At 56.0% G+C, this 13,611-nt stretch carries 15 protein-coding genes; 14 read left to right on the plus strand and 1 reads right to left on the minus strand.

What is annotated here, in order from left to right; genetic code table 11:
* Nucleotides 1-77 precede the first annotated feature (77 nt).
* From ACN0VM_RS15725 to ACN0VM_RS15790, 14 genes are all read left to right on the plus strand, one after another.
* Nucleotides 78-1,529, plus strand: a complete 1,452-nt coding sequence (locus ACN0VM_RS15725) for a Do family serine endopeptidase (protein WP_417451846.1) — start codon at nucleotides 78-80, stop codon at nucleotides 1,527-1,529.
* A 6-nt stretch (nucleotides 1,530-1,535) separates the two neighbouring features.
* On the plus strand, nucleotides 1,536-2,855 hold the full coding sequence (locus ACN0VM_RS15730; protein WP_417451847.1) for a replication-associated recombination protein A: 1,320 nt from the start codon (nucleotides 1,536-1,538) through the stop codon (nucleotides 2,853-2,855).
* A 99-nt stretch (nucleotides 2,856-2,954) separates the two neighbouring features.
* A complete protein-coding gene (locus tag ACN0VM_RS15735; protein ID WP_417451849.1) occupies nucleotides 2,955-3,815 on the plus strand; it encodes a hypothetical protein in 861 nt (286 codons plus the stop codon).
* A 14-nt stretch (nucleotides 3,816-3,829) separates the two neighbouring features.
* Complete coding sequence (crcB, locus tag ACN0VM_RS15740) at nucleotides 3,830-4,207, plus strand: fluoride efflux transporter CrcB (protein ID WP_417451850.1); 378 nt, start codon at nucleotides 3,830-3,832, stop codon at nucleotides 4,205-4,207.
* On the plus strand, nucleotides 4,204-5,184 hold the full coding sequence (locus ACN0VM_RS15745; RefSeq protein ID WP_417451851.1) for an RluA family pseudouridine synthase: 981 nt from the start codon (nucleotides 4,204-4,206) through the stop codon (nucleotides 5,182-5,184). The genes crcB and ACN0VM_RS15745 overlap by 4 nt, the downstream gene beginning before the upstream one ends.
* A 3-nt stretch (nucleotides 5,185-5,187) precedes the next feature.
* A complete protein-coding gene (locus ACN0VM_RS15750; RefSeq protein WP_417451852.1) occupies nucleotides 5,188-5,868 on the plus strand; it encodes an HAD-IA family hydrolase in 681 nt (226 codons plus the stop codon).
* Between the two features lie 20 nt (nucleotides 5,869-5,888).
* On the plus strand, nucleotides 5,889-6,338 hold the full coding sequence (locus ACN0VM_RS15755; protein WP_417451853.1) for a hypothetical protein: 450 nt from the start codon (nucleotides 5,889-5,891) through the stop codon (nucleotides 6,336-6,338).
* Nucleotides 6,339-6,349: 11 nt separating this feature from the next.
* Nucleotides 6,350-7,048 carry an ATP12 family chaperone protein gene (locus ACN0VM_RS15760; RefSeq protein WP_417451854.1) on the plus strand — a complete coding sequence of 233 codons (699 nt, stop codon included), beginning with the start codon at nucleotides 6,350-6,352 and terminating at the stop codon, nucleotides 7,046-7,048.
* Nucleotides 7,049-7,138: 90 nt separating this feature from the next.
* A complete protein-coding gene (locus ACN0VM_RS15765; RefSeq protein WP_417451855.1) occupies nucleotides 7,139-8,671 on the plus strand; it encodes an acyl-CoA carboxylase subunit beta in 1,533 nt (510 codons plus the stop codon).
* 22 nt (nucleotides 8,672-8,693) lie between these two features.
* On the plus strand, nucleotides 8,694-8,879 hold the full coding sequence (locus ACN0VM_RS15770) for a hypothetical protein (protein ID WP_417451856.1): 186 nt from the start codon (nucleotides 8,694-8,696) through the stop codon (nucleotides 8,877-8,879).
* Between the two features lie 2 nt (nucleotides 8,880-8,881).
* On the plus strand, nucleotides 8,882-9,112 hold the full coding sequence (locus tag ACN0VM_RS15775) for a hypothetical protein (RefSeq protein ID WP_417451857.1): 231 nt from the start codon (nucleotides 8,882-8,884) through the stop codon (nucleotides 9,110-9,112).
* An 18-nt stretch (nucleotides 9,113-9,130) separates the two neighbouring features.
* Entirely contained in the window at nucleotides 9,131-11,116 is a 1,986-nt protein-coding gene (locus tag ACN0VM_RS15780; protein ID WP_417451858.1) for an acetyl-CoA carboxylase biotin carboxylase subunit, read from the plus strand.
* The gene (gene argE, locus ACN0VM_RS15785) at nucleotides 11,113-12,291 is read left to right on the plus strand and encodes an acetylornithine deacetylase (RefSeq protein WP_417451859.1); all 1,179 of its coding nucleotides are present in this window, start codon (nucleotides 11,113-11,115) and stop codon (nucleotides 12,289-12,291) included. Before ACN0VM_RS15780 ends, argE begins: the two co-directional genes overlap by 4 nt.
* Nucleotides 12,292-12,304: 13 nt before the next feature.
* Entirely contained in the window at nucleotides 12,305-12,601 is a 297-nt protein-coding gene (locus tag ACN0VM_RS15790; protein ID WP_417451860.1) for an acylphosphatase, read from the plus strand.
* A gap of 3 nt (nucleotides 12,602-12,604) precedes the next feature.
* Here the strand turns inward: ACN0VM_RS15790 and lipB are convergent, their stop codons facing one another.
* Nucleotides 12,605-13,384 carry a lipoyl(octanoyl) transferase LipB gene (gene lipB / locus ACN0VM_RS15795; protein WP_417451861.1) on the minus strand — a complete coding sequence of 260 codons (780 nt, stop codon included), beginning with the start codon at nucleotides 13,382-13,384 and terminating at the stop codon, nucleotides 12,605-12,607.
* Between the last annotated feature and the right edge of the window lie 227 nt (nucleotides 13,385-13,611).

Here is a 13,611-nt window from a genome sequence, read left to right on the forward strand (position 1 = left end):
TCTTGCCTTACCTCCGCCATAACTGGCACATAGAACAGCCCCGGGGTCCGGGTCACAGACAAAGGATTGACGTGACAATGAAGCAGTTCACGAAGCGTGTTTCACTCATGATCGCCCTGATTGGCGGTTTGGCGGGCACAGCCCATGCGCAGGACTATGAGGTGACCCGTGAGGTGCCACAGTCGAGTGCGCAGGTGCAGCTTTCCTACGCGCCCATCGTTCGTGAAGCAGCCCCTGCCGTGGTCAATATCTACACCAAACAGGTTGTACGCTCTCGTCGTTCAGCTCTGTTTGACGACCCTCTTTTTCAACGCTTCTTTGGCGACCAGTTCAGTTTTGGCATGCCGCAGGAGCGCGTGCGCGGTTCACTGGGGTCAGGTGTCATTGTTCGGCCCAATGGCGTGATCGTGACCAACCATCATGTGATTGACGGCGCCGATGAAATTCAGGTCGTGCTGGCCGACCGGCGAGAGTTTGACGCGCGTGTAGTACTGGATGACCCGCGGACAGATCTCGCCATCCTGCAGATCGACGCAGGAGACGAGCCGCTGCCAACGCTCACGCTTTCTGATTCGGATAATGTGGAGGTGGGCGACATCGTGCTTGCCATTGGCAACCCGTTTGGTATTGGCCAGACAGTCACTGGCGGTATTGTCTCAGCCAACGCGCGCACGCAACAGGGCATTTCAGATTTCGGCTTTTTCATCCAGACAGACGCAGCCGTCAACCCCGGTAACTCCGGTGGCGCGCTTGTCGGTATGACAGGCGAACTGCTTGGTATTAACACAGCTATTTACAGCCGCACAGGTGCCTCAAACGGTATTGGCTTTGCGGTGCCCGCCAATATGGTCAAGTCCGTACTGCGCGCCGCTCTTAATGAAGGGCAACTGGTCAGGCCTTGGCTTGGTGTGAACGGCCAGAGTGTCACCGGTGACCTCGCTGCCAGCCTTGGCCTCGACCGCGCAGGCGGTATATTGATTGACGATGTATTCCCGGGTAGTCCTGCTGCAATGGCGGATCTCAAAGTCGGGGATGTCATTATGGCTGTGGGAGGCAAGGAAGTTATTGATGAACCGGGCCTGAATTTCCGCATCGCCACCATGGAAAACGGTGCTGAGGTCGCTTTGGCAGTGCTAAGCGAAGGCTTTATTCAGGAGCGCACGGTTATCCTTGCGTTACCACCCGAAGAGCCAAAACGTAACGTGACCAAGCTTGACGGCCGCCATCCCTTCCAAGGTGTGACAATCGGCAACCTGTCACCGCGCTTCAACGATGAACTGCAACTGGACCTGTTTCTCAAAGGTGTCGCAGTGCTTGAAGTCGACCGCCGCACCCCTGCGGGACGATATCAGTTCCTGCTGCCGGGCGATATTCTGCTGGGCATCAACGGTAACCGTATCGAACGAGTCAGCGACCTGACACCGGTGCTGGGAGAAGACGAAGAACGCTATGTTTATCAAATTCGTCGGCGTGGTCAGGCGCTCGAGTGTATGATCATCCCGAACCGGTCTTTCCGGTGTCGTCAGTAGGATAGCATGAGCGACCTTTTTGAAACCGCCGGTGTGGATGACGGTACGCCGCGCCCGCTGGCGGACCGGCTGCGCCCGAAGTCACTTGAAGATGTGGTCGGGCAGGATCATCTGCTGGGCCCATCTGGTGCGCTCGGCCGCATGGCTACCACTGGGCGCATCTCATCCCTGATTCTGTGGGGGCCACCAGGTACAGGCAAGACTACCATCGCACGCCTACTCGCCGGCCATGGAGAACTGGCGTTTGAGCAGATATCCGCCATATTTTCCGGGGTCGCGGACCTGAAGAAGGTATTCGAAGCGGCAAAAGCCCGGCGTATGGGCGGGCGTGGCACATTGTTGTTTGTGGACGAGATCCACCGCTTCAACCGCTCCCAGCAGGATGGTTTCCTGCCCTATGTGGAAGACGGCACCATAATCCTCATTGGTGCAACGACGGAAAACCCCTCCTTTGAAATAAACAGCGCGCTTCTGTCGCGAATGCAGGTGCTGGTGCTGAACCGCCACGATGATACTGCGCTCGAAGAATTGCTGACCCGGGCCGAGGCTGAACTTGAAGCCCCGCTACCGCTCGACGACGATGCCCGTACCGCGCTTAAGGCTATGGCCGATGGGGACGGGCGTTTTCTGCTGAACTGCGTTGAAACGCTGTATGACCTGGCGGGTGGTGAAAAGCTCGATCCCAAGGCGCTAGCGGCGCTGTTACAAAAACGTGCACCGTCATATGACAAGGACAGGGACGGTCATTATAACCTCATCTCTGCCTTGCATAAGTCGCTCCGGGGCTCGGACCCTGATGCTGCGCTTTACTGGGCGGCGCGTATGCTGGTGGCAGGGGAAGACCCCCTGTATGTCATTCGCCGCCTTGTGCGCTTCGCCAGTGAGGACATTGGCCTTGCGGACCCTGAGGCTATCCATCAGGCGCTGGCGGCGAAGGAGGCTTATGAATTCCTCGGCAGCCCCGAAGGCGAATTGCAGATCGCACAGGCAGTGCTGTATCTTGCCACCGCGCCTAAATCAAACGCGGCCTATAAAGCTGAAAAAGCGGCAAAGCGGGCCGCCAAGTCAACGGGTAGCCTGATGCCGCCAGCCCATATCCTCAACGCGCCGACCAAGATGATGAAAGATATGGGGTACGGCGCAGGCTATGCTTACGATCATGACACCGAGGCCGGAGTTTCGGGGCAGGACTATTTCCCGGACGGGATGGACCGTGTGGGCCTTTATAAACCCGTGGCGCGCGGCTTTGAACGCGACATACAAAAGCGACTTGAATATTTCGCCCGGGTGCGAGCGGACTTTGCGGGCAAGAAGTCAGCGGAGTAGGCCGTGCCAATATTCGCCTGAGATAGCCATGCTTCCGGTGCGACCATCAAGGCACGAGCTTCCCCGCAAAACTGCACAAAAACTGTACAAAGACTGCGCATGCAAACATTCAGCAAATTCATCGGCATTGATTGGACCGGAGCCAAAGGAAAGCGGCACAATGGGCTTGCCGTCGCCGAGTGTGAGGCCGGTACGGGGCCGCCAAACCTCGTGGCGCCGCCATCTGGAAACAAGCGCTGGAGCCGTGTAGAGCTGACTGAGTGGCTCGCCGGGCTCGGGAGCGACGACCATGTGCTGGTGGGTATCGATTCGTCCTTTGCAATGCCCTTCGTGGACGCTGATGGTTATTTTCCAAACGAAAATGCGTCCCGGCATGCTGCACAGTTATGGCACAGCGTTGCACAGGTATGTGGCCGCGATGAAGACTTCTATGGTGGCCCCTTTGTTGACCGCTACGCCCGGCACTACCTGCGGCCGGGGTTGCGCGGAGACCTGTATTCAAGACGCATGCGGGTGGCTGAAAATCTGGCGGTTACCAGCGGTGTCGGGCCCTGTGAAAGCGTTTTTCACCTCATAGGCCCCAGTCAGGTAGGCCTGTCGGGTCTGTCGACTATGGCGATACTGCATGAGTTGAACCAGCAAAAACATATCGCCATCTGGCCCTTTGATGAACCCGGTGAAGCCAGCCTTGTCATGGTTGAAATTTATGCTGCCGCCTTCGCCAGCCTTGGTGGGCACAGGGGCAAGATACGGGACAATGTGGCGCTGGAAAATATCCTCCAGGCCTTTGGAGTAATGGAGGAATTTCTGTCCGGCGCCAGGTTTGACGACCATCAGGCCGATGCGATGGTTACGGCAGCCGCCCTTCGTCATATCGCCCATGACCGCAAATACTGGAAACCGCCCGCACTCTCCGCTATGGTGCGCCGCACCGAAGGCTGGATCTTTGGAATCGTATAAAGGATAACGACCGCATGCAGATGGTGCTTGCAATTGCCGCCGGGGGTGCGCTTGGGGCTGTGTCCCGGCACTATGCCGCGGGCTACGTGTTTCGGGCATTTGGCCATGGCTTCCCTTACGGCACATTTGTGGTGAACGTGGTGGGGAGCTTGTTGATGGGGCTTTTGATTACCGCATTTGCGGTCAAGTTCCAGACAAGCCAGGAATTGCGTGGTTTTCTGACGGTCGGGCTTTTGGGTGGCTTCACGACTTTTTCGACCTACTCGCTGGAGACCGCGATGTTGATCGAACGGGGCGACTGGACGGGCGCAGCAATTTACGCCTTTGGCTCTTTGGCGCTGGGGCTTGCGGCGCTGTTTATTGGAATTTGGCTTGGGCGGATATTGATATGAGTGGTGTTCAAAACGTTACAGTACACAGGGATGATGACGGTATTCGCATCGACCGCTGGTTCAAGCGGCATTACCCGCTTTTGAATTTTGGCCGGTTGCAAAAGATGATGCGCAAAGGTGAAGTGCGCCTCGACAGCAAACGTGTGAAAGGCGATGAACGTATCGAGGAGGGGCAGGTCATCCGGGTACCGCCGCTCGGTGACGCCGCCAACGAACTGCCTGACCGTGCACCCAAGCGCCGCATGACCGACGCCGAAATCGCTGAGGCCCAGTCATGGGTGCTGTACCGCGATGATGACGTAATTGCCATCAACAAGCCTGCAGGCCTGCCCACGCAGGGCGGCACAGGCCAGACAAAACATCTTGATGGCATGCTGGATGCGCTGCGTTTTGACAGCCCGCACCGGCCCCGTCTGGTGCATCGTCTGGATAAAGACACTTCGGGCGTGTTGTTGCTGGGTCGCTCGCCAAATGCTGCTGCGGCGCTGGCCAACGCGTTTAAGACCAAGGAAACTGACAAACGCTATTGGGCGCTGGTGATGGGGTGCCCCAAACAGCGGGACGGTCGTATCATCCTGAAAATGTCCAAAGCGCCGATCAAGGGCAATGAGCGTATGGTGGTCAGCAGCGACGGCCAGCATTCACTGACCGACTATGCAGTGGTTGATAACGCAGGCGCGCAGGCTGCGTGGCTGGCGCTGAAGCCCCACACCGGTCGCACGCACCAGCTTCGCCTGCACTGCGCTGAAATGGAACACCCGATTGTGGGGGACGGTAAATATGGCGGCGCGGAGGCGTTTCTCTCAGGCGCTATATCGAAAAAGTTGCACCTGCATAGCCAGTCCGTCAGTTTCCCCCACCCCGCGGGCAGCGGCCGCATGACTGTCACTGCGCCGCTGTCACAACATATGGCGGCAAGCTTCGAGATGCTTGGCTTCGGTGTCGAGTTCTACGAAGACCCGCTGGCCGAGGGTTAGGGCGTGGCGGAGCATAATAAACTGGTTATCTTTGACTGTGACGGCACGCTGGTTGATAGCCAGCATATGATTGTCACGGCGATGCACGAGACCTTCGAGGCGCGAGGCCTGGCTGCCCTTGACGATATCGCCGTCAGGCGCATTGTAGGGCTGAGCCTTGTGGAGGCTATCGCAAACCTGTTGCCGGATGAGGAAGCCGCGGTGCATACCGAGATGGCGGAGTTTTACAAGGGCGTGTTCTACCGCTTGCGGGTGGAGGAGGGACTGGGTCCCGATCCGCTTTACCCTGGCACCAAGGAAGTACTGGAAGCCTTGAATTCAGACGGTTATATGCTGGGCGTCGCCACGGGTAACAGTATGCGCGGCCTCAAGCGGGTTTTGGAGGAACATGAGCTGTCCCATCTGTTTGTAACGCTTCAAACCGCAGATGGACACCCGTCGAAGCCACATCCTTCCATGGTCCAGACCGCAATTGCTGAAGCTGGCAGTGCCGAACCGGTTACGATGATGATTGGTGACACCACCTTTGATATGATGATGGCACGCAACGCAAGAACACATGCTCTTGGGGTTAACTGGGGCTATCATGCAGGCCATGAGCTTGAGGCCGCGGGTGCCGTGCAGGTGACTTCAAGCTTTTACGATATTCCTGACCGTGTCGAAGCGCTCATCGGTACAGCATAAATCAAGAAGCAGGTGTCGAGATGAAAAAAGAAGAAAATGAACTGCAGGCCGATGCCCTGAAGCCGCGAATTGGTTTTCTGGTGGTTGCTGGCGTTTTGTGTGCAGGCGCTGTGGCGGTATATATGTTTGAGGACATGCTCGTGGGGACACGCGGTGAAGGCAGTGTTGCGTTTGCCTTTGTGCTGGGGTTCCTTGTGCTGTCAGCGATGGTTTTCATTCTGTTCTACCGGGTGCCTCGGCTTGGCAACCGACTGCTGGGTTTTGATAGTGTTTTGACCAAAGAGGGTAAGAGCGAAAAATCCAGCATGAGTTATACTGGCAGTTTTCATGTGGAGACCGGGCTGGCTGAAAAGCGGATGAACACACAGCGCAAAATCGCACGGCACTCAAGACGCCACTATGCCGAAGTGACACGCCAGATGAACACAGGCAAGACTGATGACAAAGATCAGAAGACCGATAAAGAATAACTGTTAACTATATGAAAAAATTCTATAAATCAGTCGATGTTGAAGCTGCAGATGATGGCCACATTATCACGCTTGATGGTCGGCTTGTAAAAACGCCTGGGCGCGCAACACTTGTACTGCCGACACGGGCGGTGGCCGATGCTGTAGCGGCCGAATGGGACGCGCAGGAAGATATCATAAAACCCGATGAGATGCACCAGACACGGCTGGCTAATACTGCATTGGACCGTGTTGCACTGCGGCATGAAGCTGTGACAGCGGAGGTCGCTGCATTCGCGGGAACGGACTTGCTGTGTTACCGCGCGGATGAGCCAGCCGAGCTGGCTTCGCAGCAATGTGCGCTATGGGACCCGTATCTGGCATGGGCGGCACAGCGCTATCGTGCGCCTCTTGCCACGACTTCGGGCATTATGCCGGTGCAGCAGGAGGCCGCTGTGCTTGACCGTTATTCGGCTGCGGTACGCGGTTATGATGCTTTTGAACTGACAGCGCTTCATGCGCTGACGGGGGGCTTGGGGTCGCTTGTGCTTGCGTTGGCCTATATGGAAGGGTACAGCTCGCTTGATGCTGTATGGCGGGCGAGCATCCTTGATGCAACCTATCAGGAAACCGAATGGGGGACCGATTGGGAAGTCGAGGAAAAACGCGAGAAATTGCGCAACGAACTACTCGCTGCGGCAGAGTTTATTTCGCACCTGCGAAATAAATAGCTGGAAAGCGCGTGCCCGAGAAGATAAGAACGATTCTGGCTTTGGGTGGCATAAGGGAGTGTCGCCCCGCAGTCTTAGGGAAGGGAGCATATGAAAGAAATCCTGGAACGCCTTGAGCTTAAGCGTCAAGACGCCCGATTGGGAGGTGGTCAGGCACGCATCGAAGCGCAGCATGCACGCGGAAAACTGACGGCCCGTGAGCGTATAGACCTGCTGCTTGATGAAGACAGCTTTGAAGAGTGTGACATGTTCGTCGAGCACCGTTGCACCGACTTCGGCATGGCGGATAGCAAATATCCGGGGGACGGTGTGGTCACTGGCTCCGGCACCATCAATGGCCGTCTTGTATATGTTTATAGTCAGGATTTCACGGTTTTTGGTGGCTCACTTTCTGCCACACACGCGCAGAAGATCATCAAGGTCATGGATATGGCCATGAAAGTAGGCGCACCGGTGATCGGCCTCAATGATAGTGGTGGCGCTCGTATTCAGGAAGGTGTAGCAGCCTTGGGCGGTTACGCTGACGTCTTCCAGAAAAACGTTCTGGCGTCTGGTGTGGTGCCGCAAATCTCCATGATTATGGGGCCTTGTGCGGGTGGTGCAGTCTATAGCCCTGCCATGACGGATTTTATCTTCATGGTGGAAGACAGTTCCTACATGTTTGTAACCGGCCCGGACGTGGTGAAAACCGTCACCAACGAAGTGGTGACACAGGAAGAGCTGGGCGGCGCGTCTACCCACACGACCAAATCCGGTGTGGCAGACAAGTCTTTTGGAAATGATGTGGAAGCGCTGGCGCAGTTGCGCCGTTTCTTTGATTTTCTGCCGCTCAATAACCGCGAAAAACCACCGGTTCGCCCGACCTTTGACAAACCAGACCGTGTGGAGGCATCGCTCGACAGCGTCATCCCGTCAAACGCCAACAAACCTTATGACATGCATGAAGTCATCGAGAAAATCGTCGACGAAGGAGATTTTTTTGAACTTCAGCCAAGACACGCGGGCAATATTCTTATTGGCCTCGCGCGTATGGACGGCGAGACGGTGGGCATTGTTGCGAACCAGCCTATGGTGCTGGCGGGTTGCCTGGATATCGATAGCTCCAAGAAAGCAGCGCGTTTTGTAAGGTTCTGTGATTGTTTTAACATTCCAATCGTCACCTTGGTCGATGTGCCTGGCTTTTTGCCAGGTACAGCACAGGAATATGGCGGCATTATCAAACATGGTGCCAAACTGTTGTTTGCCTATGGTGAAGCGACAGTGCCCAAGATCACAGTGATAACCCGCAAGGCCTATGGCGGTGCCTACGACGTGATGGCGTCCAAGCATCTGCGCGGGGACCTCAATTTTGCCTGGCCTACAGCCGAAATTGCTGTCATGGGGGCCAAGGGCGCGGTGGAGATCCTGTACCGTAAGGAAAAGGACGACGCTGAAAAAATCGCCGCGCGCACGAAAGAATATGAAGATCATTTCGCTAATCCGTTTGTCGCTGCCCAGCGTGGTTTCATTGATGAAGTGATCATGCCGCATTCAACACGCCGTCGTATCGTCCGTGGCCTCAAGAAGCTTGCAAACAAGCATCTCGAGAATCCGTGGAAGAAGCACGACAATATTCCGCTATAACAATTAAGCCGGAGAGAGTGTCATGCAGAAACTGACAGGTTTTGTAATCGAGTTTATGCTGTTTTTGGCGGTGTTTTTGTTGGTAACCCAGTTTATCGCCCGGACAGAGATGGTCATCACCAAGGCGATTTTGGTGTTTGCTTTCTACAAAGTTGCCATTCTGCTTTGGGACAAGTTTGGCCCGGCGTTGCGCGGTGAGGGCAAATAAAGATGGCTCGCCCCCTTCCGAAAGATATTGAGCGGGATATAGCAGATACGGCCAAGCGCGCGGAAATTCGCTCGGTGGGTCTTGCTTGCCTTATTTTGGGTGTGGCTTTCGGTTTTGGTTTCGGAGCCGCAGTTTTCAGCCCTGTCGGCAACACATACTATTTCATTATCGGCGCAGGCGTCGTCGGCGTGGCTTGGTTCCTCGCTGTCCGTGCGCGCTCAAATAAATCATAAGGGTGAGGGAAGTACTTCATGTTCAAGAAGATCCTGATTGCCAACCGGGGGGAAATTGCCTGCCGGGTTATCAAATCGGCGCGTAAGTTCGGCATTCAAACAGTTGCGGTCTACTCTGATGCGGACGCCGATGCGCTGCATGTGGAAATGGCGGATGAAGCGGTGCATATCGGCCCGCCTGCGGCTGCCGAAAGCTACTTGCTGGCCGATAAAATCCTGCAAGCAGCGAAGGACACCGGCGCCGAGGCAATTCATCCCGGTTATGGCTTCCTTTCCGAACGTGCGAGTTTTGTGCAAGCGGTGCAGGATGCAGGCATTGCCTTCATTGGTCCTGACCCCAAAGCCATCAATGCCATGGGCGACAAGATTACATCGAAGAAGCTGGCGGCGGAAGCCGGGGTTTCTACCGTGCCCGGCCACATGGGTATTATCAAGGATGCGGATGAGGCAGTCAAAATCTCTGCCGATATCGGCTACCCGGTAATGCTAAAGGCATCTGCGGGCGGTGGCGGCAAGGGTATGCGTATTGCCTGGAACGATGCCGAAGCCCATGAAGGATTTCTGTCCGCCCAGAATGAGGCGCGTTCAAGCTTCGGTGATGACCGCGTATTCATAGAGAAGTTTGTTGAGGAACCCCGCCACATTGAAATTCAGGTGCTCGGCGACAAACATGGCAATGTAATTTATCTGGGTGAACGTGAATGTTCGATCCAGCGCCGCCACCAGAAAGTGGTGGAGGAAGCGCCAAGTCCATTCCTGGATGAAAAAACACGGAAAGCCATGGGCGAACAGGCGGTCGCGCTATCCAAGGCCGTAGATTACTGTTCCGCCGGTACGGTGGAATTCATCGTCGACAAACACAAGAACTTCTATTTTCTTGAGATGAATACCCGCCTTCAGGTGGAGCACCCGGTCACCGAACAGGTAACGGGGGTCGATCTTGTGGAACAGATGCTGCGTGTGGCCGCGGGCGAAAAGCTGAGCCTGACACAGGATGAAGTAAAACTGACCGGCTGGTCTGTTGAAACCCGGGTTTATGCGGAAGACCCGCTCAGAGGCTTTCTGCCGTCAATCGGACGCCTGACCCGCTATCTGCCGCCGGAAGAAAGCGAGCATGTGCGCGTGGACACTGGCGTATACGAGGGCGCCGAGATTTCCATGTTCTATGACCCAATGATCGCCAAGCTGGTGACGACCGGGAAAACACGGGATGAGGCGATCGCAGCGCAGCGCCGCGCGCTCGATGAATATTATATCCGGGGTATCGCACACAATATACCGTTCCTTGCTGCCCTTATGGCGCACCCGCGCTTCCAGAAGGGCGACATAACGACGGGTTTTATTGCCGAAGAATACCCTGATGGTTTCACAGGCGGTGCGCTTAGTGGCGAGGTGAAGGAAGCCATGATCGCGGCGGCGAGTTTTATCAATGCCGTCGAAGTGTCCCGAGCGACGCAGATCGATGGTCAGATATCGGAGCCTCGCGGACCGCAGGAACGGCCGTGGGTTGTCACCATTGGCGGGGAGGACGTCCTCACTGGCGTATTGCTGATTGAAGACCATGCTGAAATCGTGATCGGCAAGAAACGCCTGCCAATTATGAGTGACTGGCGTCCGGGCCTGCCGGTGTTCCACGCCAAGATTGGCGAGCGTGAGTTCGCCATGGAGATCGACCGTCGCCCGCTTGGCTTCGTATTGACCTGTGACGGTGTCTCCATGGATATTCGGGTGCAGACTGAACGCGCGGCAAAACTGCACGCACTGATGCCGGAGAAAGAAGCGCCGGATACGTCCAAGCTTCTGTTGTGTCCAATGCCGGGCCTTGTTGTCTCCATCGCCGTAGGTGAGGGCGACGAGGTGAAAGCAGGACAGGCGCTTGCGGTGGTGGAAGCTATGAAAATGGAAAACATCCTGCGTGCGGAAAAAGATGGCGTGGTCAAGTCGGTCAATGCGACTGCAGGCGATAGCCTGGCTGTTGACGCCATCATACTTGAATTTGAATGAGCGATATAGCGCAAGCAAATGCGGCCATTGTGCCAATGCTGGAAAGACTGGTGGCCTTCGACACCACCAGTCGGAACTCCAACCTTGCGCTGATCGAATTTATTCAAAGCTACCTTGAAGGCTACGGCGTTGGGTGTCGCCTTGTTCGGAATGATGCAGGAGATAAAGCCAACCTGTTTGCAACCATCGGCCCTAACGTAGCCGGAGGTTTGGTACTTTCAGGGCATACTGACGTGGTGCCAACGGATGGACAGGACTGGGCCACTGACGCCTTCACTCTGCACGAGGGGGAAGGCGGAAAGTTGTACGGGCGCGGCACAGCGGACATGAAAGGCTTTATTGCCGTTTGTCTTGCCTATGTGCCTGTATTCAAAGCAGCAGGTCTCAAGCGACCGGTGCATTTTGTCTTTACCTATGATGAGGAAGTGGGCTGTCTTGGCATTCAGGCGATGTTGCCACACTTGCGCAAGCACTGTGCAATCCCGCGCCTTGTTGTGGTGGGTGAACCGACAGGCATGCAGGTGGCTGCTGCCCATAAGGGTCAATATGTATCGCGTACCCGTATTACCGGCCGGGAAGCGCACTCAAGCCGCCCGGAAGACGGTGTGAACGCGGTGGTGGCCGCTGCGGAACTGATTGGCGTTATTACCGGCTATGCCGGGCATGAGCGGGAGGCAGGCGTAAAGGATGAGATGTTTGATCCGCCCTATACTTCCTTTAACGTTGGCCCCATCAAGGGCGGTAGCATGTTCAATATTATTCCCGGTGAATGTGAATTTGACTGGGAGTTCCGCCCGGTTCCCGGCACAGATGGTCAAGCCATCATTGATGCATTCCAGCGTTATCTGGAGGAAAATATGAACCCACGCCTGCGGGCAGCGGGGGGCGCGGGATGTTATGCTGAAAACGAGGTTTGGGCCTATCTACCGCCCCTTGTGGCATCCTCCGGATCCGACGCCGAGACTTTGGCGAAAATGTTAGCAAATCGAAACGATACAACGGTCGTGGCGTTTGGAACTGAAGCAGGCCATTTTCAGAGCATTGATTTCCCCGCTGTGGTTTGTGGTCCCGGCGACATCGCCCAAGCCCACAAACCGGATGAATATATCAAAAGAAGTGAACTTCTGGCGTGCGGTGCTTTTATGACGCGTCTCGCAGATGTGCTCTCTTTGTGAAGTAGGCGTGCTCATGGTGAAGCGAAATGACAACAAGGTTGCTGTGCGCGCCCGTATTCAGGGGCGTGTGCAGGGTGTTGGCTATAGGGCATGGGTAAAAGGCGAGGCCGCCCGCCTTGGCCTTTATGGCTGGGTGCGCAACCGAACCGATGGCTCGGTAGAGGCGCTGTTTGTCGGTGCTGGTGCCGATGTTGTCCGGATGCTTGATCTGTGCAGCAGCGGCCCCGCGGGTGCAATTGTGGACGCTATCAGCCAAGAGAAAGCCCAAGGCATCACGGCGGGGCGCTTTGACGTCAAACCTACTGTCTGAGCTTTAAATCTGGAACACAGGGTGGGTTTTCTCAAGCGGGTTCGAGGTGTCGGTTACACCGCTTTCAGTCGCTTGCGCTTCATAGGGCAGGGAAACCGTCGGTCCTTCGGGTGCTTCCATATACTCAAGGCTCATCGGGCGGGCTTCAAACCCGAAGACATCCTCAAACGCCTGCCGAAGAGCAACATCCACATCATCCATGGTTGCCGGAAGGCCAAGGTCTTCGAGGCTGGTCACCCCATGTTCTGAGATGCCGCAGGGCACGATGCCGTCAAAGTGACTGAGGTCTGGCGCCACGTTGATGGCGATGCCGTGGTAGGTGACCCACTGGCGAACCCGTACGCCAATGGCGGCAACCTTGTCTTCGCGGCCCGCCTCTCGCTCGACCCACAGGCCGACACGGCCCTTGCGGCGCTCCGCCTTGACATTGAAGGCAGCCATTGTATCTGCGATCACTTCTTCAAGACTGTAGACAAACTGCCGTACATCGCGGCCACGTTTTTTAAGGTCCAGGAGGAAGTAGACCACCCGCTGGCCTGGACCATGATAGGTGTATTGGCCGCCACGTCCTGCGTCATACACCGGGAAACGGTCCGGGTCTACAAGGTCGGCCGGGTCGGCGCTGGTGCCTGCCGTATAAAGTGGCGGATGCTCCAGAAGCCAGACCAGTTCCGGCGCTTCACCGGCGCGGATGGCACGGACACGCTCTTCCATCTCGTTGATCGCATCGGGGTAGGCGACATGTTCATCGCTGATTCGCCACTCTAGGGGTAGGGTACTCATGGGCCAAATCTCCGGAAAACCGTTACATTGTGGTCTTGATACCGCCAACAGGCTGTGAGGCCAAGCCTTTCCTTCGCTTCAGCCTTGATGCCAATATTTGTTTTGGTTAAGGAATTGATAAGATAGAAGTGGCAAGCTGCCGAAAATATACTAGGGTTACAGCGCTTACGGCAAAGGGCCGTTTGGCATATGGGGACATCATGAATTATCAGGCCGTCAACCGCGTC

It is taken from the genome of Kordiimonas sp., from assembly GCF_048260245.1.
GTDB lineage: Bacteria > Pseudomonadota > Alphaproteobacteria > Sphingomonadales > Kordiimonadaceae > Kordiimonas.

Excerpts from the sequence above, each read along its gene's own strand:
- ACN0VM_RS15725 (WP_417451846.1), top strand. The coding sequence starts at position 78 with ATGAAGCAGTTCACGAAGCGTGTTTCACTCATGATCGCCCTGATTGGC.
- ACN0VM_RS15735 (WP_417451849.1), top strand. The coding sequence starts at position 2,955 with ATGCAAACATTCAGCAAATTCATCGGCATTGATTGGACCGGAGCCAAA.
- ACN0VM_RS15780 (WP_417451858.1), top strand. The coding sequence starts at position 9,131 with ATGTTCAAGAAGATCCTGATTGCCAACCGGGGGGAAATTGCCTGCCGG.
- ACN0VM_RS15770 (WP_417451856.1), top strand. The coding sequence starts at position 8,694 with ATGCAGAAACTGACAGGTTTTGTAATCGAGTTTATGCTGTTTTTGGCG.
- ACN0VM_RS15760 (WP_417451854.1), top strand. The coding sequence starts at position 6,350 with ATGAAAAAATTCTATAAATCAGTCGATGTTGAAGCTGCAGATGATGGC.
- ACN0VM_RS15790 (WP_417451860.1), top strand. The coding sequence starts at position 12,305 with ATGGTGAAGCGAAATGACAACAAGGTTGCTGTGCGCGCCCGTATTCAG.
- ACN0VM_RS15755 (WP_417451853.1), top strand. The coding sequence starts at position 5,889 with ATGAAAAAAGAAGAAAATGAACTGCAGGCCGATGCCCTGAAGCCGCGA.
- ACN0VM_RS15730 (WP_417451847.1), top strand. The coding sequence starts at position 1,536 with ATGAGCGACCTTTTTGAAACCGCCGGTGTGGATGACGGTACGCCGCGC.
- lipB (WP_417451861.1), bottom strand. The coding sequence starts at position 13,384 with ATGAGTACCCTACCCCTAGAGTGGCGAATCAGCGATGAACATGTCGCC.
- ACN0VM_RS15765 (WP_417451855.1), top strand. The coding sequence starts at position 7,139 with ATGAAAGAAATCCTGGAACGCCTTGAGCTTAAGCGTCAAGACGCCCGA.
- ACN0VM_RS15775 (WP_417451857.1), top strand. The coding sequence starts at position 8,882 with ATGGCTCGCCCCCTTCCGAAAGATATTGAGCGGGATATAGCAGATACG.
- crcB (WP_417451850.1), top strand. The coding sequence starts at position 3,830 with ATGCAGATGGTGCTTGCAATTGCCGCCGGGGGTGCGCTTGGGGCTGTG.
- ACN0VM_RS15745 (WP_417451851.1), top strand. The coding sequence starts at position 4,204 with ATGAGTGGTGTTCAAAACGTTACAGTACACAGGGATGATGACGGTATT.
- argE (WP_417451859.1), top strand. The coding sequence starts at position 11,113 with ATGAGCGATATAGCGCAAGCAAATGCGGCCATTGTGCCAATGCTGGAA.